This window comes from Actinomadura formosensis NBRC 14204 (assembly GCF_001552155.1).
GTDB classification, from domain to species: domain Bacteria; phylum Actinomycetota; class Actinomycetes; order Streptosporangiales; family Streptosporangiaceae; genus Spirillospora; species Spirillospora formosensis.
This window is the reverse complement of sequence record NZ_BCQQ01000126.1, coordinates 1-20,610: the sequence shown is the minus strand read 5'-3', so window position 1 is coordinate 20,610 and position 20,610 is coordinate 1. Positions and strand designations below refer to the sequence as shown.

Below are 20,610 nucleotides of genomic sequence, written 5' to 3'. Positions count from 1 at the left end.
GCGGCCACGGCGGCGGGGATCGGTCTCGCCCTGGGCAGGCCCGCGCCGAGGCGCGGGTGAGCCCGGCGTGTTCCGGCGGTGCCCCGCGATCATGCAATGACGCCGCCAAATCGTGACCTCGTCCACGGCTTGGCCGCGGCTGAGGGGAACCGTCCCTTCTGGAGGTGGAGCGTGGACAGGAACGCGAAGGTCGGGGCCTGTGCGGCGGTGGCGGCGGGAATGCTGGCGCTCACCGGATGCAGCGGCGGCGCACAGCAGGCCGCGACGCCGACGGCGAGGACCTCGGCGTCGGTCGGCGGATCGGTGTCGGATCTGGAGCAGCAGTACGAGAAGGTCGTGGCCGCCGTGCTGCCGTCGGTGGTGAAGATCCAGACCGACAAGGCGGAGGGGTCCGGTGTCGTCTACGACGACCAGGGCCACATCGTCACCAACGCGCACGTGGTCGCCGGCGCGAGCAAGATCCAGGTGACGGCGGCCAGCGGCGGCGCCACGCTGAACGCCAGCCCGGTGGGCGAGTTCGCCGCCGACGACCTGGCCGTCGTCAAGGTGAGCGGCGGGAACCTCAAGCCCGCGTCGTGGGGCGACTCCGGCAAGGCGAAGGTCGGGCAGATCGTCCTGGCGATGGGCAACCCGCTCGGCCTGGCCGGGAGCGTGACCAACGGGATCGTCTCCGCGCTGCACCGGACGGTCACGACCAAGGGCGAGGGCTCCTTCCAGGGGTCGACGATCGCCGACGCCATCCAGACGAGCGCGGCGATCAACCCGGGCAACAGCGGCGGCGCCCTGGTCACGCTGAACGGGCAGGTGATCGGCATTCCCACCGCCGCCGCGTCCGACCCGCAGGTCGGCGGCCCGGCGGCCGGGATCGGCTTCGCGACGCCGAGCAACACCGTCAAGCTGATCGTCCCGCAGCTGATCGAGAAGGGGAAGGTGTCGAACTCGGGCCGGGCCGCGCTCGGCGTGGTGGTCCGCACCATCGTCGACCCGCAGAGCGGGCAGGGCTCGGCGGTCGCCGTGGTGCAGGTCCAGAAGGGCGGCGGCGCCGCCAAGGCGGGCATCCGGCCGGGCGAGCTGATCCTGTCGGTGAACGGCACCGCGACCCCCGACCAGACGGCGCTCTCGTCGGTGCTCGCGAACCTCAAGCCGGGCGACACGGTCAAGGTCGAGATCCAGCGGCAGGACGGTTCGAAGAAGACCGTCCCGGTGACGCTCGGCCAGCTCCCCGGCGGCTGAGCCCACCCCCCGGGACCGATTGACAGCGTCCTGTACGGGAGTACAGTGTACATTCGTATAGGACGCTGAACATTGGTACAGGGGGTGGGGATGGCCGAGCGAGCCGACGACCTGACCGGACGGGCCCGGATCAGGGACGCGGCACTGCTGCAGTTCGCGGAGCACGGCGTGAAGGGCGCGACGATCCGCGGCATCGCCAGGGCCGCCGGTGTCTCGCCCGCCCTCGTCCAGCACCACTTCGGGACGAAGGAGGCGCTGCGCCAGTCCTGTGACGAGTACGCCGTCGAGGCCATCCGCGAGATCAAAGAGGAGTCGCTGAGCGGGGGGATGTCCGATCCCGGGTTCCTGGCGATCGCCATGCGGACGGCCCTGCCCATCCAGCGCTACCTGGCCCGTGCCCTGACCGACGGGTCACCCGCCGCGATGGCGCTGTACGACGAGGTGGTCGCGTACACCGAGGAGGTCCTCGAAGCCGGAAGACCCGGGGTGGCCAAGCCCCGGACCGACGACCTGCACGCCTACGCGGCCGTCATGACGGCCATGAGCTTCGGTGTGATGGTCCTGCACGAACACCTGTCCCGGGCCCTGGGCGCCAACACCCTGACGGCCGAGGGCTACCCCCGGATGGCGCTCGCGATGCTGGAGATCCTCGACGACGACCTCATGTCGCCGGAACTGAGCGAGCAGGCACGCACCGCCCTGAAGAACATGCTCGCCGCCGGCGGGCAGCCCCCCCACAAGGAGAAACGGTGACCGCGAACACGCCCCCGATATCCGTATCCGGCCTGGTCAAAACCTTCGGCCGGACGCGTGCGCTGGACGGGCTCGACCTGACCGTCCAGGCCGGAGAGGTGCACGGCTTCCTCGGCCCGAACGGCTCGGGGAAGTCGACCACGATCAGAATCCTGCTCGGCCTGCTGCGCGCCGACGCGGGCACCGTCCGGCTGCTCGGCGGCGACCCCCGGCGGGACGCGACCGAGCTGCACCGCAGGCTCGCCTACGTACCCGGCGACGTGACACTGTGGCCGAACCTGTCCGGCGGCGAGGTGATCGACCTGCTCGGCCGGATGCGCGGCGGGCTGGACCGGCGCCGCAAGGCCGAACTGCTCGACCGGTTCGAGCTGGACCCGCGCAAGAAGGGCCGCGCCTACTCCAAGGGCAACCGGCAGAAGGTGGGGCTGGTCGCCGCGCTCGCGTCCGACGCGGAACTGCTGCTGCTGGACGAGCCGACCTCCGGCCTCGACCCGCTCATGGAGGAGATCTTCCAGGAGTGCGTCCGGGAGGAGCGGCGCGCGGGCCGGACCGTCCTGCTGTCCAGCCACATCCTGTCGGAGGTCGAGGCGCTCTGCGACCGGGTGACGATCATCCGCAAGGGCGTCGCGGTGGAGTCCGGGACGCTCGCCGAACTGCGGCACCTGACCCGCACGTCCATCGACGCGGAACTGGCCGCCCCGCCGGACGGGCTGGCCACGCTGCCCGGCGTGCACGACATGCAGATCGACGGCACCACCATCAAGTTCGAGGTGGACACGCCGCAGCTCGACGCCGCGCTTCGCAGGCTGACCGAGATCGGCGTCCGCAGCCTGATCAGCCGTCCGCCGACGCTGGAGGAGCTGTTCCTCCGCCACTACAAGGACGAGCTGCAGGAGGCCGGGCTGTGAGCGCGCTCACCGGAACCGGCGGGCTGATCCGGCTGATCCTGCGCCGCGACCGGTTCCTGCTGCCCACCTGGGTCATCTGGATCGCCGTGGTCCCGCTCGGCTTCGTCGGGGCCACCGAGAGCCTTTACCCGCAGGCCGCCGACCGGCTCCAGTACGCGCGGACGACCGGGAACAACCCGACGTTCCTGGCGCTGTACGGGCCGCTGTACGACACCGATCTCGGCAGCATCATCGCGCAGCGCTCCGGTTTCATCCCCGTGGTGATCGGGCTGATCAGCGCGCTGACGGTCGTCCGGCACACCCGGACCGAGGAGGAGGCGGGCCGCCGCGAACTGCTCGGCGCCACGGTGCTCGGGCGCGGCGCCGGCCTGGCCGCCGCGCTCATCGTGACGATGGCGGCGAACCTCGTGTTCGCCGCGCTGCTCACCGCCGGGATGACCGCCCAGGGCCTCCCGTTCGCCGGGTCGCTGGCCTTCGGCCTGCAGATGGCCGCGGCCGGATGCGTCTTCGCGGCGGTCGCGGGCGTCACGGCACAGCTCAGCGAGGGCGCGGGCGCGGCCCGCGGAACGGCCCTCGCCGCGGTCGGCGTCGCGTTCGTGATCCGGATGGCCGCCGACGTCGGCGGCGCGGGCAACTCCCTGTCGTGGCTGGGCTGGGCGTCCCCGCTCGGCTGGACCAACCGGATGCGCGCCTACGACGGGGAACGCTGGTGGACGCTCGCGCTGGTGGCGGCGTTCATCGCCGCCCTGGTGGCCGCCGCCGGGGCCCTGTCGGAGCGCCGCGACCTCGGTGTCGGCGTCCTGCCCCCGCGTCTCGGGGCGGCCGAAGCCCCGCGGCGGCTGTCGGGGCCGTTCGGGCTCGGCTGGCGGCTGCAGAGCCGTTCGCTGTACGGCTGGCTCGCCGGGTTCGTCGCGCTGGGCGTGGTCTACGGCGCCGTCGCCGGGGGAGTCGAGGACATGGTCAGGGACAACCCCGACCTGCGGGAGATCTTCGCCCGCATCGGCGGGAGTTCCGCCATCACCGACGCCTACTTCGCCTCGGTGATGAGCATCCTCGGCATCATCGTCGCGGCCTACGCGGTGTCGGCCACACTGCGGCTGCGCACCGAGGAGACCGGGCAGCGTGCCGAACCGCTGCTCGCCACGGCGACCGGACGGCTGCGGTGGGCGTCGAGCCACCTGGTGTTCGCGCTGCTCGGGCCCGCCGCCGCGCTGGCCGCCGCCGGCACCGCCGCCGGGCTGGCGCACGGGCTGGACAAGGGCGACGTCGGCGGGGTGCTTCCCCGGGTCCTCGGCGCGGCGATGGCGCAGCTGCCCGCCGTGTGGCTGGTCGGCGCGATCGCGCTCGCGCTGTTCGGCCTGGCGCCCAGGTTCACCGCCGCGGCCTGGGCGGCGGTCGGCGTGTTCGCGCTGATCACACTGTTCGGGGCGAGCCTCAACCTGGACGAGCGGGTGCTGGACGTCTCGCCGTTCACCCACGTCCCGAAGATCGGGCAGGACTTCACCGTCACGCCGCTGGTCTGGCTGGTGGCGCTCGCCGCCGTCCTGTCCGCCGCCGGCATGGCGGGCTTCCGCCGCCGCGACCTTTCGGCGCACTGAGCCGTCAAAAGCATTGAGCCGGTGGGGCGCTGAGCCGTTAGATTGACCCGGTGACGACCCCCAAGTCCCTCGCGGTCTGCGTGTTCTGCTCGTCCAGCGGCAAGATCGACCGCCGCTACCGTGACCTCGCCGCCGATGTCGGCACCGAGCTGGCCCGGCGCGGCCACAGCCTGGTCAGCGGCGGCGCCCAGGTGTCGTGCATGGGCGCCGTCGCCCGCGCCGCGCGGGCCGGCGGCGCCCGGACCGTCGGGGTGATCCCCGACGGCCTGGTCAGCGTCGAGATCGCCGACGAGGACAACGACGAGCTGATCGTCACCTCCGACATGCGGACCCGCAAGGGCGAGATGGACCGGCGCAGCGACGCGTTCCTCATCCTGCCCGGCGGCATCGGCACGCTGGAGGAGCTGTTCGAGGTGTGGACGGCCCGCGTCCTCGCCATGCACGACAAGCCCATCGTCATCCTCGACCCGACCGGCGTGTACGGCCCGCTCCGCGAGCTGATGAAGGGCCTCACCGAGCAGGGCTTCGCCCGCCCCAAGATCTGGGACGCCATCGGCTGGACGGCCTCCGTCCCCGAGGCGTTCGACCTCCTGGAGCGGACGCAGCCCCGCATCGGGTTCTCCCCGGAGGACTACGCCGAGGCGGAACTGTGACCGCCGGCCGGGCCACCGCGGGCCGGCGGTGCCCGCCCGCCTGATCAGGCTTCGTGCCTGCGGCCGGGCATGTTCTCGTACATCTCGGTGAGCTTCTGCCGGAAGCCGCGGGCCGCCATGCCGGCCCGCTGCGGGTCCTTGAGACCGGCCTTGACCGCCTTCTTCGCCTGCTCCTTCATGATGTGCGGCGGGATCGGGGCGATCTGGTCGTCCACCACGAACTCCAGGATGACGGGCCGGTCGCCGGCGAGCGCCTCCTTCCAGGCGTCGGTGACCTTCTTGGGCTTGTCGCAGTAGATGCCCTTGAGGCCGCACAGTTCGGCGAACTCGGCGTACGGGAAGTCGGGGATGTGCTGCGAGCCCTCGAACTTGGGGTCGCCGCCCATCGCGCGCTGCTCCCAGGTGACCTGGTTGAGGTCCTGGTTGTTGAAGATCGCGAAGACCAGCGGCGGGGAACCGGCCAGCCGGTCGGCGTAGCGTTTGACGGTGAGCATCTCGTTCATGCCGTTCATCTGGAAGGCGCCGTCCCCGACGAACGCGATCACCGGGCGGTCCGGGTAGGCGAACCGCGCCGCGATCGCGTACGGGACGCCGGGCCCCATCGTGGCGAGCGTCCCCGACAGCGACGCCTTCATCCCGTCGCGGAGCTTGACGTGCCGCGCCCACCAGTTGGTGGCGGACCCCGAGTCGGCGGTGAGGATGGCGCCGTCCGGCAGCAGCGGCGACACCTCCTGCGCCACCGCCTGCGGGTTGATCTTGCCCTCGAAGCTCTGCCCGGCGCGCTTGCGCATCACCGTGTTCCAGGTGCGGACGTTCTCCTCGATCTCCTCGCGCCAGGAACGGTCCTTCTTGCGCTCCAGCAGCGGGATCAGCTCGCGGAGCGTCTCCTTGGCGTCCCCGACGACGTGCGCGTCCATCGGGTAGCGGATGCCGATCATGCGGCCGTCGATGTCGATCTCGACGCCCTTGCAGCTGCCCTCGTCCGGCAGCCACTCCGCGTACGGGAAGCTCGTCCCGATCATGAACAGCACGTCGCAGTTCATGATCATCTCATCGCTGGCCTTGGAGCCGAGCAGGCCGATCGGGCCGGTGACGAACGGCAGGTCGTCCGGCAGCACCTCGCGGCCGAGCAGCGCCTTCGCCACCCCCGCGCCGAGCAGCTCGGCGGTCTCGACCAGCTCGGCCTGAGCGTCCGCCGCACCCTGGCCGACCAGCATCGCGACCCGCTGCCCCTCGTTCAGGATCTGGGCCGCCTTGTGCAGCTCCTCCTTGTTCGGCAGGACGCGCGGCCGGCTCCACCCCACGCTGGAGTACACCGAGCCGTGCTCCTTCGGCGGTGACGGGACGGCCTCCGCCTCCTGGACGTCCTCCGGGATGATGATCGTCGCGACGCCCCGGGTGGTCAGCGCCGTCTTGAACGCCCGGTCGATGACATGCCGCGCCTGCCCCGGCTCCATGACGACCTGGCAGTACTCCGACACGTCCGAGAACAGGTTCTCCAGGTTCACTTCCTGCTGGTAGTGCGTGCCCTGCGAGAGCCGCTTCTGCTGCCCGACGATCGCGACGACCGGCTGGTGGTCCAGCTTCGCGTCGTACAGGCCGTTCAGCAGGTGGATCGCGCCCGGACCGGACGTGGCCGTGCAGCAGCCGACCTCGCCGGTGAACTTCGCGTGCCCGCACGCCATGAACGCGGCCATCTCCTCGTGCCGCGTCTGGATGAACTCCGGTCGCCCCTTGGCGCGGTCGAACGCGCCGAGCATCCCGTTGATGCCGTCGCCCGGGTACCCGTAGACCCGCTTCACACCCCACTGGGTCAGCCGCTGGAGAACGTAGTCGGCAACTTGCTGCGCCATTGGTCTCTCCTTCGTCGTGATGTCGTCGCGCCCGTCAGCGCCGCAGCAGCCTGGCGGCGCCCACCGCCGCGCCCGCGGCGGCACCGGCCGTCGCGGCCCCCACCAGGTACTTGTGCTGCCCCGCCCACAGCTGCGGGCTCGTGCGGTGCGCCCGCTCGTCGAACCGGCCGTGGCCACCGTGATCGGAGGTGTCGTCGGCGGGCTCCCACAGGTTCGCGGGACGGCCGGGCCGCGCGTCCTCGTCGGTGTGCTGCGACGCGAAGCCCGTCCGGGCCAGATAGCGGTCCAGCAGGCCGGCCGCGACCCTGTTGCCGAGGATCGTGCCGACCGAGCTGGCACCGACCCAGTACTCGCGGCGCGCGGGATGCTCGGCCGCGTACAGCAGCGCGTTCGCCGCGATCTCCGGCTGGTAGATGGGCGGCACCGGCTGCGGCCGCTTCGCCAGCCGGGAGAGCACCCAGTCGAACTGCGGGGTGTTCACCGCCGGCATCTGCACCATCGTCACCTTCACGCCGCTGCCCTCGTGCATCAGTTCCGTCCGCAGCGACTCGTGGAAACCCTTGAGGGCGTGCTTGGCGCCGCAGTAGGCGCTCTGCAGCGGAATCCCCCGGTACGCCATCGCCGACCCGCACTGGACGATCACGCCGCGGTCGCGCGGCATCATCCGCTTCAGCGCGGCGCGGGTGCCGTTCACGTACCCGAGGTAGGTGACGTCGGTGGTGCGCTCGAACTCCTCCGGCTCGATCTCCCAGAACGGTGCGAGCACCGAGGAGAACGCCACGTTCACCCACACGTCGATGGGGCCCAGCTCGTCCTCGGCCTTCTGCGCGGCCTGCTCCACCCGGTCGCGGTCGGCCATGTCGACGCCGATCGGGAGCGCGCGGCCGCCGGCCGCCTCCACATCGGCGACGGCTCCGTCCAGGCCCTTCTCACCACGGGCCAGCAGCGCGATCGCGGCACCGCGTCTCGCGAACGCCACCGCGGCGGTGCGGCCGATCCCGCCGCTGGCGCCCGTCAGCACGACGACGCTGTCCTTACCGAGCCTGTGCTTCACATCACACCCCCATGGCAGCTGGATCCGGGACAGAGACCCACTGCCCGTGTCAAGGGCGCTGTAACGCGGGCGGCCGGGCCGTCCTCGGATACCGTCGAGATGTGCGTGCCCGTGAACTCGCCGTCGAGTACCCCACAGTGACACCGGCCGATTCCGCGCTGGACGCCGCCCGGCTCCTGGCGGGCCAGGGGCTGCCCGGCCTCGTCGTCGTGGACGCCAGGCGGCGCGCGGTCGCGGTGATCCCCGCCTCGCGGCTGCTGGGCCGGATCGTCCCGCCGCACGTCCGCGACGATCCGACCCTCGCCCGCGTCTACGACGAGCGTCACGCCGACCTCCTCTGCGCCAGGCTCGCCGACCGCACGGTCACCGACCTGCTGGAGGACGAGCGGACACCGTTCCCCGTCGTCGGCCCCGACGCCACCGTGATGGAGATCGCCAGCCTCATGGCCGACGCCCACAGCCCCGTGGTGGCCGTCTCCGACGACGAACACCGCCCCGAGAAGGGCGCCCTGATCGGCGTCATCACCACCGTCCACCTGCTGACCCGTCTTCTCCCGGCGTCCGGCGACGCCTGACCCGCGGGCGGCCACGCCGCCGCCGGCCCGCACCCGCCCGGCGGCCCGTCATCGAAGGAGCCGCATGAACGCCGATGTCCCCGCCTCGCGGGAGCTGGCCGCGATCGCGGAGCTGGCCGCCCGCGCCACGGGGGACCTGCTGCGGACGGGGTTCCGCTCGCGTCCCGAGGTCGACCTCAAGCACGACATCCACGACCCCGTCACCGTGCACGACCACGCGGCGGAGGAGACGATCCGCGAGGTGCTCGCCGAACACGCCCCCGGCAGCGTCGTCATCGGAGAGGAAGGCGGCCGGCAGGGGACGGACGGGGACCTGTGCTGGTACGTCGATCCCATCGACGGCACCGCGAACTTCGCCGTCGGCCTGCCGTTCTTCTGCACGTCCATCGGCGCCGTCGCCGGCGGCGAGGTCGTCGCGGGCGTGGTGTACGACCCGGTGCGGGACGAGATGTTCAGCGCGTCGCTCGACGGCGCGACCTGCAACGGCGAGCGGATCGAGAGCAGGGGCGCCGCCCGCGACGAGACCGCCGTGGTCGCCACGTCCTACCCCAGCGCGCGCGACCTGCGCGACGACCGGGACGAGGTGCTGCGGCGCTTCGGCCTGATGGTGGACGCGTTCGCCACGGTGCGCAGGCCCGGCAGCGCCGCGCTCGCCCTCGCGCACGTCGCCGCCGGCTGGACCGACGTCTCCTTCGACCCGCGCCTCAACACCTGGGACCTCGCCGCGGGCCTGCTGCTGGTCCGGCAGGCGGGCGGGACGTACCTGCCGCTCGGCGGCAGGCCCGGTGCCCCCGACCACGAGGCCCCCGGCTACGTGGCGTGCGTGGGCGGGTTCGACCTCGCCGGGTCCGTCATGACCGAGGTGATCGGCCTGTCGTCGGCGGGGAGCGGGGCATGAGCACGAGGCTCACCACCGGGCAAGCGGTGATCCGTTTCCTGGCCGCGCAGCACAGCGAGCGGGACGGTGAGGAGCGGCGCTTCTTCGCGGGCTGTTTCGGCATCTTCGGGCACGGCAACGTCGCCGGTCTCGGCCAGGCCCTGCTGGAGCACGCCGACGACTTCCCCTACTACATGGCCCGCAACGAGCAGGCCATGGTGCACACCGCGTCCGGCTACGCCCGGATGAACGACCGGCTGTCCACCTTCGCTTGCACCACCTCCATCGGCCCTGGCGCGACCAACATGGTGACCGGTGCGGCACTGGCCACCATCAACCGGCTGCCCGTCCTGCTGCTGCCCGGCGACATCTTCGCCACCCGCCGCGCCAACCCGGTCTTGCAGGAGCTAGAGGACGCCCGGTCCTACGACGTGTCGGTCAACGACTGCTTCAAGCCGGTGTCGAAGTACTGGGACCGCATCAACCGTCCCGAGCAACTGCCCAGCGCGCTGCTGGCGGCGATGCGCGTCCTGACCGACCCGGCCGAAACCGGCGCCGTCACCCTCGCGCTGCCCCAGGACGTGCAGGCCGAGGCGTACGACTGGCCGGACGAACTGTTCGCCCGCCGTGTCTGGCGCGTCCCCCGCCCCGTGCCCGAACCGGCCGCGCTGCGGGACGCCGCCGCCGTCCTCGGGGCCGCCGAGCGCCCCCTCATCGTGGCGGGCGGCGGGGTGATCTACTCCCGTGCCACCGGCGACCTGCGCGCCTTCGCCGAGCAGACCGGCATCCCGGTGGCCGAAACCCAGGCGGGCAAGGGCGCCCTGCCGTGGGACCACCCGTGCGCGGCCGGCGCCATCGGAGCGACCGGCACCACGGCCGCCAACGCCCTCGCCCGTGACGCCGACGTCGTCATCGGCATAGGCACCCGCTACAGCGACTTCACCACCGCCTCCCACTCCCTGTTCGCCGGCCCGTCCGTCCGCTTCGTCAACATCAACGTGGCCCGCCCGGACGCGGTCAAGCTCGCCGGCATCCCGGTCGTCGCCGACGCCAGGGAAGCCGTCCGAGCTCTCGGCACGGCCCTCGGGAGCCACGTCGTCCCGGCCGCGTACCGAGAACGGGTCCGGGAACTCACCGGACGCTGGAACGCCGTCGTCGACGAGGCGTTCGGGGGGCGGCATGCCGGGCCGCCCGCGCAGGCGGAGATCATCGGGATCGTCAACGCGGAGTCCGGCCCCCGGGACGTGGTGGTGTGCGCGGCCGGGTCCATGCCGGGCGACCTGCACAAACTGTGGCGGACCCGCGACCCCGAGGGCTACCACGTCGAGTACGGCTACTCCTGCATGGGCTACGAGATCGCCGGCGGCCTCGGCGTGAAGATGGCCGCCCCCGACCGCGAGGTGTTCGTCCTCGTCGGCGACGGCTCGTACCTGATGATGGCGCAGGAGCTGGCCACGGCCGTCGCCGAGGGCGTCAAGCTGATCGTCGTGCTCGTCCAGAACCACGGCTACGCGTCCATCGGCAACCTGTCGGAGAGCGTCGGCGCGCAGCGGTTCGGCACCCGGTACCGCGCCCGCACCGCCACCGGCCTGGACGGCGACCTCCTCCCCGTGGACCTGGCCGCGAACGCCGCCAGCCTCGGCGCCGACGTGCTCCGCGCCGAGGACGCCGGCACGTTCCGGGACGCGCTGCGCAAGGCGATCACCTCCCCGCGCACCACCGTCGTCCACGTGGAGACCGACCCGCTCGTCCCCGCGCCCGGCAGCGAGGCATGGTGGGACGTGCCCGTCGCCGAGGTGTCGGCGCTGCGGCCCACCGCGCAGGCCCGCGCCCGCTACGACGACGACAGGAAGACGCAGCGCCGCCACCTGTGAGACCTGACCTTGGCGCCGGCCCCGCGGTTCAGGCGAGGCCGCGGCGGGCGACCGCCGGTGGCCGGGTGCCCCGGATGGAGGCCACCATGTCGAGCACCTGGCGCATCGCGTCCGCCTGCGACTCCGGCACGCGGAACAGTGCGACCCCCAGCCACGCGTAGACGGACGCGGCGGCGAGCAGCCCGGGATCGGGCTCCCGCGCGTCCGTCTCCAGCGTGACGAGCACGGTGCCCCCGGAGGCGGCGAGCCGTTCCACCCGGCTCGCGGGGGGCGCCGTGCCCGCGTCCACGGCACCGTCCGGAACCGGCGCGTCCGGTGGAAGGACCATCCACTCTTGCATCCCCATGCCGCCAAGCGTGGCACGATCGGAGTCAGGGGATCGTCCTTCAGGGGGACGCGGGAGATCGGAGCGTGATGGTGGTCGTGGTGCTCGTCCTGGCCGGCGTGGCCGTGCTGGGCGCCGTCGTCGTCCTCGCCATAGGCCGTGGCGGCGAGCTTGCCGAGACCCATCCCGACTATCCGCCGCTCCAGGTGGACGACGAAGGCCGTCCCGTGCTGGGGCCGGAGGGCTCCCGGCCGCGGTTCCCCGCGACGATCTGGGGCTACCAGATGCAGGTGACGGACGAGGCCGTACACCGCCTTACCGTGGCCTTGTACGAGCGTGACGCCCGCGTGGCCGACCTTGAACGGCAATTGCACGATCTCCGCAAGCGCGTCGGGGACAGGGAACCGGCCATCGGTGCCTTGCACGGCCTCGAAGAGCCCGATCACGGCGTGCTCCTGCGCAAGGAGACCGTCCCAGGCGAGGACGAACCCCGCACCAAGGAGGACTACTCGTGAGCTATGTCGCCGTCCATGCCGAGGCGGTGTCCGGCGCCCCCGCCGAACGCGTCTTCGACGTCCTCACCGACTGGCCGCGCCACGCCGAGTGGATGCCGTTCACCAGCGCCGAAGGCGGCGACAAGGCCGGCGACGAACTCCGGGCGCGGACGGGCATCGGCCCGGTCGGCTTCCTCGACACCATGATCATCACCGACTGGCGGGACGGCCGCCGCGTCGCCGTCCGGCACACCGGCCGCGTGGTGCGCGGTGAGGCGTGGTTCGAGGTCGTCCCCGAAGGCTCGGGCAGCCGCATCATCTGGGCGGAGCGCGTAGACCTTCCCCTGGGACCCCTGGGCCGCGCCGGATGGCTTGCGGCGGGCCCGGTCGTGAGGGCGTTCATGACCCTGGGGCTCCGCCGGCTGGCCGCACTGTCGCAGGCGTGAGGTAGAACGGCCGGGTGAGCACCGCGATCCTCGGCGAGGACGGGCTGGCACGCTGCCCGTGGGCCCTGTCGGCGCCCGACTACATCGCCTACCACGACGACGAGTGGGGCCGCCCGGTCCGCGACGACCAGGGGCTTTACGAGCGGCTCTGCCTGGAGGCGTTCCAGTCCGGCCTGTCGTGGCTGACGATCCTGCGTAAACGGGAGAACTTCCGCGCCGCCTTCCACGGTTTCGACCCGGAGAAGGTCGCCGCGTTCGGCCCGGACGACGTCGAGCGGCTGATGGCCGACGCCTCCATCGTCCGCAACCGGGCGAAGATCGAGGCGGCGATCGGCAACGCCCGCGCCGCACTCGACCTCCCCGGCGGTCTCGCCGCGACCGCCTGGCACTACGCGGACCCGGGCGCGCCCGCCCACGCGGACACGGCCGACGTCCCCGCCTACACCGACGCCTCCAAGGCCCTCTCCAAGACCTTGAAGAAGCACGGCTTCCGCTTCGTGGGCCCCACCACGGCCTACGCCCTGATGCAAGCCTGCGGCCTGGTGAACGACCACCTGACCGGCTGTGCCTTCCGCCAGTGACGGGGGCGGCGAGAACCTAGCGGCCCTCGAAGACCGGCTGCTCCTTCTTCAGGAACGCCTCGGTCGCGTTGTGGTGGTCGCCGGTCTTCTCGCACTCGTCCTGAAGCTCCGCCTCCCGTTCGAGCGCGGACGCCAGGTCATGCGTCGCCGCGTGGTCGAGCGCCGCCTTCACCGCGCCGTAGGAGACCGTCGGGCCGGCCGCGAGCCGCCGCGCCAGCTCCACCGCCGCCGGGGCCAGCTCGTCCGCCGGGACGACCCGGTTCACCAGCCCCATCTCCAGCGCCCGCTCCGCCTTCACCGGCTCGCCGAGCAGCAGCAGCTCGGCGGCCTTCGCGCGGCCGACCAGGCGCTGCAGCGTCCACGACATGCCGCTGTCGGGGGCGAGGCCGATGCCGGTGAACGCGGTCGCGAACCGGGCCCTGTCGGACGCGACGATCAGGTCGCAGGCGAACGCCAGCGACGCGCCCGCGCCCGCCGCCACCCCGTTCACCGCCGCCACCACCGGCTTGCGCATCCCCGCGAGCGCCAGCACGATGGGGTTGTAGTGCTTGCGGACCGTGTCGTCCAGCCCCCGTCCGGCGGCGAGGTTGCCGGCGTGCTCCCGCAGGTCCTGCCCCGCGCAGAACGCCCGTCCCGCCCCGGTGAGGATCACCGCGCGGGCGGCCGGGTCGGCGGCGGCGCGCACGACCGTGGCGCGCAGCAGCTCCTTCATCTCGACGGTCAGCGAGTTCATCCCGTCCGGGCGGTTCAGCGTGATCGTTCCCACATTGTCGGTGACGTCGTACAGCACGGTCTCAGGCATCGTCGTCCTCTCGAAATTCTTCGCAGATCTTCCCATCTTCCGATCTGGAGGCTGATCGTTACCACTTCGCGCCCGGAAGACGAGATAATGGACCACTACTGATGACGCGGATGCGACACGCGGCCACGCGGCCAATGGTGTGCCAGGCCGCGGCCCTACTCAGGAAGGGGATGCACGCATGGCGGCGATGAAGCCGCGGACGGGAGACGGTCCGCTCGAAGTGACCAAGGAGGGACGCGGAATCGTCATGCGAGTCCCCCTCGAAGGCGGTGGCCGGCTCGTGGTCGAACTCTCCGCCGACGAGGCCAAGGAGCTCGGCGAGGCCCTCAAGGGCGTTGTGGGCTGACGGCTCCACCGCTCCCGGCTTGTTGGTGACGGTCCCGGCGACGCCGCCGGGGCCCTTGCCATTTCCCTATCCAGAAAAGTCCTGTCAGGGGGATCGGCACCATGCCCATCGAGACCCGCGTCCACGGCGCCGGCGGCACCGTCTCGCAGACTGCGGCCGACCTCGGAGCCGAGGTGGTGGCGGTCCCCGTCCGCACCGGCCCCGTCGCCCCCGCGGCGGAGGTCGCCGGATCGCTGCCGTTCACGCTGGACGAGCTGCTGGCGCTGCACAGGGCCAAGGGCGAACCGGGAGAGATCACCGCCACCCAGGTCCGGATCGGCGACCGGGTCCGGGAACTGCTGCTGTACGGGGTGGGCGAGGCGGCCCCGGCCGACCTGCGCAGGGCCGGCGCCGCGCTGGCCCGCCGCGGCAGGGGCCGGACGGCGCTCGTCGCGGGCGTCCCCGCCGGGGACCTGTCCGCGTTCGTCGAGGGCGCGCTGCTCGCCTCCTACGAGTTCAAGATCGGCGCCCCGTCCGCCCGCAAGGCGCTCGGCACCCTCGCGGTGCTGACCGAGGCCGGGCCGCGGGCGGACGCCCCGGCGATCGACCGGGGCACCGCGCGGGCGCGGGCCACCGCGCTGGCCCGCGACCTGGCCAACACCCCGTCCGGCGAGAAGGACCCGTCCTGGCTCGCGGGCCGGGCCGAGCAGGTCGCGAAGGACGCCGGGCTCACCGTCCGGGTGCGCGGCGAAAAAGAGCTGATCGAGGGCGGTTTCGGGGGCCTGCTGGCCGTCGGCGGCGGTTCCGCCAGGCCACCCCGGCTGATCGAGCTCTCCTACGCGCCCGATGAGCCCGCCGACCGGCATGTCGTGCTCGTCGGCAAGGGCATCACGTTCGACAGCGGCGGCCTGTCGCTGAAGCCGAACGACAACATGAAGACGATGAAGACCGACATGGCGGGCGGCGGCGCGGTCATCGCCGTGATGAGCGCGCTGCGCGGTCTCGGCGTCCGCGCCCGCGTCACCGGGCTCGTCGCCGCGGCGGAGAACATGCCGTCCGGGTCGTCGATGCGTCCCGGCGACGTGATCACCCACTTCGGCGGGACGACGTCCGAGGTGCTGAACACCGACGCCGAAGGGCGGCTCGTCCTCGCCGACGCGCTCGCCTACGCCGACGCCGAACTCGCCCCCGACGTGGTCGTGGACATCGCCACCCTCACCGGCGCGGCCAAGGTCGCGCTGGGCCTGCGGCACGCGGCGCTGTTCGCGAGCGACGACGCCCTCGCCGCCGCGCTGACCCGGGCCGGGACGGTGGCGGGCGAGCCCGTCTGGCGGCTCCCGCTCGTGGCCGACTACCGCGCCGCGATCGACTCCGACGTCGCCGACATCAACAACATCGGGCGCGGCGGCTACGGCGGCGGCTCCATCACGGCGGCGCTGTTCCTGCGCGAGTTCGCCGGCGACCGCGCCTGGGCGCACCTCGACATCGCCGGTCCGGGACGCGCCACCGCCGACGACGCCGAGATCACCCGCGGCGCCACCGGCTTCGGCGTCCGCCTCCTGCTCGACTGGCTGACGGCCTGATCACTTCGTCCGGCGGTCGATCACCGGGACGCGGCGCCGCCGCCGGGCCTCCTTGACGATCTGCGGGAGCGTCGCGTCCCAGCCCGGCTCCACCGCGAAGCACCACGGGACGGCAGCCGCGGTGGACGGCACGTCCCGCATCGTCAGCGCCACGAGCGCCGGCCGCCGTGACGTGCGCGCCATCTCCGCCAGTTCCGGGGACGGCAGGAACACCAGGTAGTCCTGCTCGCCCCGGCGGGCGCCGGCCACCCCGCGGCGCAGCGCCGTGATCGCGGCCACCTCGTCCCACGGCAGCGCACGCCCGGACGCGCGGGGCAGCGGCCAGCGCGCCGGGCGCCGCACCCCGGCGGCGTCCAGCTCCAGGACGGGGCGGCGCGCCAGCATCCCACCGGCCGACACGAGCAGGCCCGCACCGAACAGGACGAGCCCCGCCACCCCCAGCACCATGAACGTGACGCTTCCCACACCGGCGCCCCGCACCGCGCCGCCCGCGATGAACCCCAGCGACGCGACGAACAGGATCACGAACGCCACCAGCCGCCAGACCCCGCGCCACGTCACCCGGCTGCGCACCGCGAACACCTCACGCGCCTCCGCGCCGGGCCGCCGCCCTCCGCTCCGGCGGCGCTCCGCTCCGGGCATCGGTCAGGCGCGCCTCACCGCGCAGAGCAGGCCGTCGCCGACCGGGACGAGCAGCGGGACGAGCCGGTCGTCCTCGCGGATCACCCGGTGCACCTCGCGGATCGCCTCGGTCTCCGGGTCGCGGTGGTCGGGGTCGGCGACCCGGTCGTGCCACAGCGCGTTGTCGAACGCGACCACGCCGCCGGGCCGCAGCAGCCGCAGCGCGGCCGTCAGGTAGTCGGGGTACTCCCGCTTCGCCGCGTCGCAGAACACCATGTCGTAGGCGCCGTCGGTGAGCCGGGGCAGCACCTCCAGCGCCGGCCCGCTGATCATCCGGGTGCGGAAGCCGGACAGGCCCGCCTCCCGGTACGCCTGCTTCGCCAGCCGCTGGTTCTCGGGCTCGATGTCCACGGTCGTCAGCACCGCGTCCGCGGGCATGCCGCGCATCAGCCACACGCCGGACACGCCGCAGCCGGAACCGACCTCCACGACCGTCCGCGCGCCGATCAGTGCCGCGAGGAAGCGCAGCGCCGCGCCGCCCGCGGCGCCGATCGGCGTCGCCCCGACCTCCTCGCCGCGCCGCCTGGCGGCCAGGAGCGGCTCGTCTTCGGGGAGGAAATCCTCCACATAGGCCCGGGTGGCCTGAATGGCGTCGATGGCTGCCTCCTTGCGGGACCCCCGCTGCCTCATGCTGGAAAGACCATATCGTTGACAGGGAACCGACTGGAGTTTCAGCGCGTTGTAACCAACGGAAGGGTGAGTGACGCAAGCACCGAGTCGGTCCAGAACCGCCCCAGCCCAGGCGAGACCGTGCCGTTCCAAGGCGAGAACCTTGGCTCAGGAGAGAGGAACAGCCCGGCACCATGGGAGTCGCAGCACTGAGTTTCAGAAGCGCTGTGGGGGTCGGCCCCAGGCAGGGCCTCGGTAATGCCGCGCGCACCCGCGAGAACGCCCCCGAGGCCGAGTGGGCACCACCGTCGTGGGACGAGGTCGTCCGAGAGCACTCCGCACGCGTCTACCGGCTCGCCTACCGGCTGACCGGTAACCAGCACGACGCCGAGGACCTCACCCAGGAGGTCTTCGTCCGCGTGTTCCGCTCGCTGTCGAACTACACGCCCGGGACGTTCGAGGGCTGGTTGCACCGCATCACCACGAACCTGTTCCTCGACATGGCGCGGCGGCGCCAGCGGATCCGTTTCGAAGGGCTCGCCGACGACGCCGCCGAACGCCTCCAGGGCCGCGAGCCGACCCCGGCGCAGGCGTTCGACGACAGCAACTTCGACGCCGACGTGCAGGCCGCCCTCGACGCGCTGGCCCCCGAGTACCGCGCGGCCGTGGTGCTGTGCGACATCGAGGGCCTGTCCTACGAGGAGATCTCGGCGACGCTCGGCGTCAAGCTCGGAACCGTGCGCAGCCGCATCCACCGGGGACGGGCGCAGTTGCGCGCCGCGCTGGAGCACCGCGCGCCCACCCGGCGCCGGCCCGGCACCAGGAACGAACACCGGGCGGCCGAGGCGCTGAACGCCGCCGAGGAGGGCGAGACGGTGGCGCGGGCGGGGGGCCTGCGCGCGGCGGGCGGCGCACTGCCGCAGCCGGACGGCGTGTAAAGCTTTCCTCAACGCGCGCGGGCGGGACCGCGCGCCGGACCGAACGGAAACGACGGAGGCGGCGTGAGTTGTCTGGGGGAGCGTCTGACCGCGCTGGTCGACGGTGAGCTGGGCCATGAGGAGCGCGACCGCGTGCTCGCCCATCTCGCCGGGTGCGCCCGCTGTAGGGACGAGGTCGCCGTGCTGCGCCGGCTCAAGGGGCGGCTGCGGGGCCTGTCCGAGCTTCCCGTCACGGACGGCACCGACGATCTTCCCACCCCCGACTTCCTGACCCGGCTGCGGTCCCTGCCCGCGTCCGCCGAACCGCTCGCGTCCGCCGGTGCCCCGCCGCGGGGGGCGCCCGCCGGCGCGCCGCCCCCGCAATCCGCCCGGCCGCTTCGATCACCGGCCCGTCCCGTCCGGACGCCGCGCGCCGGGCATCCGCGTGCCGGGCATCCGCGCGGCAACCGCCCGCCCGGCCGCGCCGTCGCCGTCCAGCCGCATCCACGCCGCCGCTACCTGGTCGTCGGCGCCGCCACCCTGTTCCTCGGCCTTGGCACCGCCTCCTACGTCGCGGGCGGCCGGCAGGACGCGCCGACCGTCACCCCCGCCTTCGACCGGTTCGCCGTCGAGCACGCGCTGAACTCCGGTGACGCGCCGGTGACCGACCCGCTCACCGACCCGGTGTACCAGGTCAAGGTCTCCCCGGGGCCGTGACCGCGCCGGCCGCGATCCACGTGAGGCGGCGTCGCGTGAAAGGGCACGGACGGCGCTGCGCCGTCCTGGCCGGCGCGCTCGCGGGTGCGCTGGCGCTGGCCGGGCTGCTGTCCGGCGACCCGGCCGCCGTCCGCCGGCTCCGCAGCGACCCGGCCGCCGTCGGCCTGCTGCACGCCGCCACCGACGCCGCCCGCCGCGTCCCCTACGAGGGCCGGCGCTTTCTCACCACGTGGAACCACAGCAAGTCCGCCACATCCGAGGTCACCGTGACACACCGGCCCGGTGAGGGCATCCGGTACCGGTCGGCCGCCGGCGGGGCCGGCTACCGGCCGGAGTCCGCCGCCGGCGGCACCACCGGCTTCACCGCGCGGACCCTCGCGCTGCTGACCCGCAACTACGCGGTGGTCCGCGGGCCGGACACGGCGATCTGCGGCCGGCGGGCCCGTGTCGTGGAGGCGCGCCGCGCGGACGGCAGCCCCGCCGGACGTTTCTGGCTCGACCAGGAGACCGGCCTGATGCTGCACCGGGAGCTGATCGACGCCACCGGCCACCCGGTGATCGTCACCGGGTTCAGCGAGATCAGCTTCACCGTGCCGGCGGCGGAGCCGGTCCCGGTCGCCCCGCCCCGCGGCGGTCTCCTCCGCTTCCCCGGCTCCAGCGTCGGCGACCCCGTGCAGACCGCCGGACCGGAGACGGCCGAGAGCGCGTGGGGGGAGCGGCTGGACGGTGCCGGGATCGCCGGGCTCCGCGGCCGCGGCTGGCCCCTCCCGGAGGTTCTGCCGGGGCGGCTCACCCTCTACGACGTCCGGCGGGAGAGGGGCGGCGGCGCCGTCCACCTCAGCTACTCCGACGGCCTCGCCGCCGTGTCGGTGTTCGTGCAGCGCGGTACGCTGGACGAGCGCGGGATGGCCGGCTGGCGGAAGACCGTCCGCGGGGGCCGGACGGTGTACCGCCGCGAGTCCCTGCGGCGCTGGGCCGTGTCCGCCGGGAAGGGCTACGTCTACACGGTGCTGACCGACGCGCCGCAGAGCACGGCCGAGGCCGTCGCGATGAACATGCCGCGCGGCTCCGAGCCGTTCGGGAGGCGCCTGACCCGCGGCGCCCGCCGCCTCGCGGGCAAGGTGAACCCGTTCGACTGACCCTGGATGATCGTGTCCTCTAAGCTCTTATGCTCGCCACATGCCTCACGGGGCAGCATGGGCACGGATGATGAGGACCATGCTCGGTAGGAGAGATGGGGATGACGGAAGACAACCGCGGGCCGGTCAAGGCGCCGTCGGAGGACGACGAGGTCGCCTCCGGCCGGGAGCCTGAACGGCAGGAGGCGGCGGCTCCTCCCGAGACGGTGACCGACCAGGAGATCCCGCTGGACCGATCGGCGGACGACCCCGAGCCCGCGGCGCGGCCGGCGGCCGGCGCCGCCGCGGACGACCCGGAGCCCGAGCCCGGCCGCGACGGCGACCGCCTGGTGGCCGGGGGCTTCGCGCCGCCGGACGGCCCGCTCGGGAACCCGCCGGACACCAGCGAGGACGTGCTCTCCCACGCGGCCCCCAGCGACATGGGGCCGCAGGAGGTGCCGCTGCAGGACGCGCCGCCGCGCGACATGCCGCCGCCCCCGCCGCCCGTCCAGCTCGACAAGCCCGTCGCCGACGACCGGCCGCGGCCCGGGTTCGTCCCGCACGGCCAGGAGCCGCCGCCCGCGCCGGGCGGGCCGTACGGCGGCTGGCCGCAGCAGTCCCACCAGGGCCCGCC

22 protein-coding genes and 1 pseudogene are annotated in these 20,610 nt (G+C 73.2%); 17 read left to right on the top strand and 6 right to left on the bottom strand.

Features of this window, described 5'->3' with window-relative positions; genetic code table 11:
- The first annotated feature begins 171 nt into the window (after positions 1–171).
- The 5 genes from AF1_RS26355 to AF1_RS26335 all read left to right on the top strand — a co-directional run bounded on the left by AF1_RS26355 (position 172) and on the right by AF1_RS26335 (position 5,145).
- Complete coding sequence (locus tag AF1_RS26355) at positions 172–1,233, top strand: S1C family serine protease (protein ID WP_242609028.1); 1,062 nt, start codon at positions 172–174, stop codon at positions 1,231–1,233.
- Positions 1,234–1,323: 90 nt separating this feature from the next.
- Positions 1,324–1,986, top strand: a complete 663-nt coding sequence (locus AF1_RS26350; RefSeq protein ID WP_067804878.1) for a TetR/AcrR family transcriptional regulator — start codon at positions 1,324–1,326, stop codon at positions 1,984–1,986.
- Positions 1,983–2,894 (top strand): ABC transporter ATP-binding protein, encoded by a 912-nt coding sequence (locus AF1_RS26345; protein WP_067804875.1) that lies wholly within the window; start codon positions 1,983–1,985, stop codon positions 2,892–2,894. The genes AF1_RS26350 and AF1_RS26345 overlap by 4 nt, the downstream gene beginning before the upstream one ends.
- Positions 2,891–4,492, top strand: a complete 1,602-nt coding sequence (locus tag AF1_RS26340; RefSeq protein ID WP_067804872.1) for an ABC transporter permease — start codon at positions 2,891–2,893, stop codon at positions 4,490–4,492. Before AF1_RS26345 ends, AF1_RS26340 begins: the two co-directional genes overlap by 4 nt.
- Before the next feature lie 50 nt (positions 4,493–4,542).
- Positions 4,543–5,145 carry an LOG family protein gene (locus AF1_RS26335; protein ID WP_242609029.1) on the top strand — a complete coding sequence of 201 codons (603 nt, stop codon included), beginning with the start codon at positions 4,543–4,545 and terminating at the stop codon, positions 5,143–5,145.
- A gap of 44 nt (positions 5,146–5,189) precedes the next feature.
- Here the strand turns inward: AF1_RS26335 and AF1_RS26330 are convergent, their stop codons facing one another.
- Together AF1_RS26330 and AF1_RS26325 are read right to left on the bottom strand one after the other, a co-directional pair.
- The gene (locus AF1_RS26330) at positions 5,190–6,998 is read right to left on the bottom strand and encodes a thiamine pyrophosphate-requiring protein (protein ID WP_067804868.1); all 1,809 of its coding nucleotides are present in this window, start codon (positions 6,996–6,998) and stop codon (positions 5,190–5,192) included.
- 34 nt (positions 6,999–7,032) lie between these two features.
- Positions 7,033–8,052: an SDR family oxidoreductase gene (locus AF1_RS26325; protein ID WP_067804866.1), complete on the bottom strand. Its 1,020-nt coding sequence runs from the start codon at positions 8,050–8,052 to the stop codon at positions 7,033–7,035.
- Between the two features lie 101 nt (positions 8,053–8,153).
- Between AF1_RS26325 and AF1_RS26320 the strand changes: the two genes are divergently transcribed.
- The 3 genes from AF1_RS26320 (at position 8,154) to iolD (ending at position 11,378) form a co-directional block, all read left to right on the top strand.
- A complete protein-coding gene (locus AF1_RS26320) occupies positions 8,154–8,627 on the top strand; it encodes a CBS domain-containing protein (protein WP_067804862.1) in 474 nt (157 codons plus the stop codon).
- Between the two features lie 64 nt (positions 8,628–8,691).
- Positions 8,692–9,525: an inositol monophosphatase family protein gene (locus AF1_RS26315; RefSeq protein WP_067804860.1), complete on the top strand. Its 834-nt coding sequence runs from the start codon at positions 8,692–8,694 to the stop codon at positions 9,523–9,525.
- Entirely contained in the window at positions 9,522–11,378 is a 1,857-nt protein-coding gene (iolD, locus tag AF1_RS26310) for a 3D-(3,5/4)-trihydroxycyclohexane-1,2-dione acylhydrolase (decyclizing) (protein ID WP_067804857.1), read from the top strand. The genes AF1_RS26315 and iolD overlap by 4 nt, the downstream gene beginning before the upstream one ends.
- A gap of 28 nt (positions 11,379–11,406) precedes the next feature.
- On the opposite strand, the gene AF1_RS26305 is transcribed toward iolD, so the two are convergent.
- Complete coding sequence (locus AF1_RS26305; protein WP_067804854.1) at positions 11,407–11,724, bottom strand: hypothetical protein; 318 nt, start codon at positions 11,722–11,724, stop codon at positions 11,407–11,409.
- Between the two features lie 65 nt (positions 11,725–11,789).
- Between AF1_RS26305 and AF1_RS26300 the strand changes: the two genes are divergently transcribed.
- From AF1_RS26300 to AF1_RS26290, 3 genes are read left to right on the top strand one after another with little or no spacing between them, the layout of a single operon-like run.
- Positions 11,790–12,218, top strand: coding sequence for a hypothetical protein (locus tag AF1_RS26300; protein ID WP_131732992.1), 429 nt, complete (start codon positions 11,790–11,792; stop codon positions 12,216–12,218).
- Positions 12,215–12,643, top strand: coding sequence for an SRPBCC family protein (locus AF1_RS26295; protein WP_067804846.1), 429 nt, complete (start codon positions 12,215–12,217; stop codon positions 12,641–12,643). Before AF1_RS26300 ends, AF1_RS26295 begins: the two co-directional genes overlap by 4 nt.
- Before the next feature lie 14 nt (positions 12,644–12,657).
- Positions 12,658–13,224, top strand: a complete 567-nt coding sequence (locus AF1_RS26290) for a DNA-3-methyladenine glycosylase I (RefSeq protein ID WP_067804841.1) — start codon at positions 12,658–12,660, stop codon at positions 13,222–13,224.
- Positions 13,225–13,240: 16 nt separating this feature from the next.
- Here AF1_RS26290 and AF1_RS26285 read toward each other — a convergent pair whose 3' ends face one another.
- Positions 13,241–14,026 carry an enoyl-CoA hydratase-related protein gene (locus tag AF1_RS26285; protein WP_067804838.1) on the bottom strand — a complete coding sequence of 262 codons (786 nt, stop codon included), beginning with the start codon at positions 14,024–14,026 and terminating at the stop codon, positions 13,241–13,243.
- 178 nt (positions 14,027–14,204) lie between these two features.
- Here AF1_RS26285 and AF1_RS33755 point away from each other — a divergent pair, with 178 nt between their 5' ends.
- A complete protein-coding gene (locus tag AF1_RS33755) occupies positions 14,205–14,372 on the top strand; it encodes a DUF3117 domain-containing protein (RefSeq protein WP_083946426.1) in 168 nt (55 codons plus the stop codon).
- Between the two features lie 101 nt (positions 14,373–14,473).
- Positions 14,474–15,934 (top strand): leucyl aminopeptidase, encoded by a 1,461-nt coding sequence (locus AF1_RS26280; protein ID WP_067804835.1) that lies wholly within the window; start codon positions 14,474–14,476, stop codon positions 15,932–15,934.
- On the opposite strand, the gene AF1_RS26275 is transcribed toward AF1_RS26280, so the two are convergent.
- Together AF1_RS26275 and AF1_RS26270 are read right to left on the bottom strand one after the other, a co-directional pair.
- Positions 15,935–16,576, bottom strand: coding sequence for a hypothetical protein (locus AF1_RS26275; protein WP_067804830.1), 642 nt, complete (start codon positions 16,574–16,576; stop codon positions 15,935–15,937).
- 3 nt (positions 16,577–16,579) lie between these two features.
- Positions 16,580–17,245: an O-methyltransferase gene (locus AF1_RS26270; protein ID WP_067804827.1), complete on the bottom strand. Its 666-nt coding sequence runs from the start codon at positions 17,243–17,245 to the stop codon at positions 16,580–16,582.
- 173 nt (positions 17,246–17,418) lie between these two features.
- On the opposite strand from AF1_RS26270, the gene sigE reads away from it, so the two are divergent.
- The 4 genes and pseudogenes from sigE to AF1_RS26250 all read left to right on the top strand — a co-directional run.
- The gene (sigE, locus tag AF1_RS26265) at positions 17,419–18,162 is read left to right on the top strand and encodes an RNA polymerase sigma factor SigE (RefSeq protein ID WP_207394223.1); all 744 of its coding nucleotides are present in this window, start codon (positions 17,419–17,421) and stop codon (positions 18,160–18,162) included.
- 63 nt (positions 18,163–18,225) lie between these two features.
- Positions 18,226–18,858, top strand: coding sequence for an anti-sigma factor family protein (locus AF1_RS26260; RefSeq protein ID WP_067804822.1), 633 nt, complete (start codon positions 18,226–18,228; stop codon positions 18,856–18,858).
- 35 nt (positions 18,859–18,893) lie between these two features.
- Entirely contained in the window at positions 18,894–19,997 is a 1,104-nt protein-coding gene (locus tag AF1_RS26255) for a MucB/RseB C-terminal domain-containing protein (protein ID WP_242609030.1), read from the top strand.
- Between the two features lie 101 nt (positions 19,998–20,098).
- Positions 20,099–20,610 (top strand): annotated as a pseudogene (locus tag AF1_RS26250) (hypothetical protein); the annotation flags it as partial.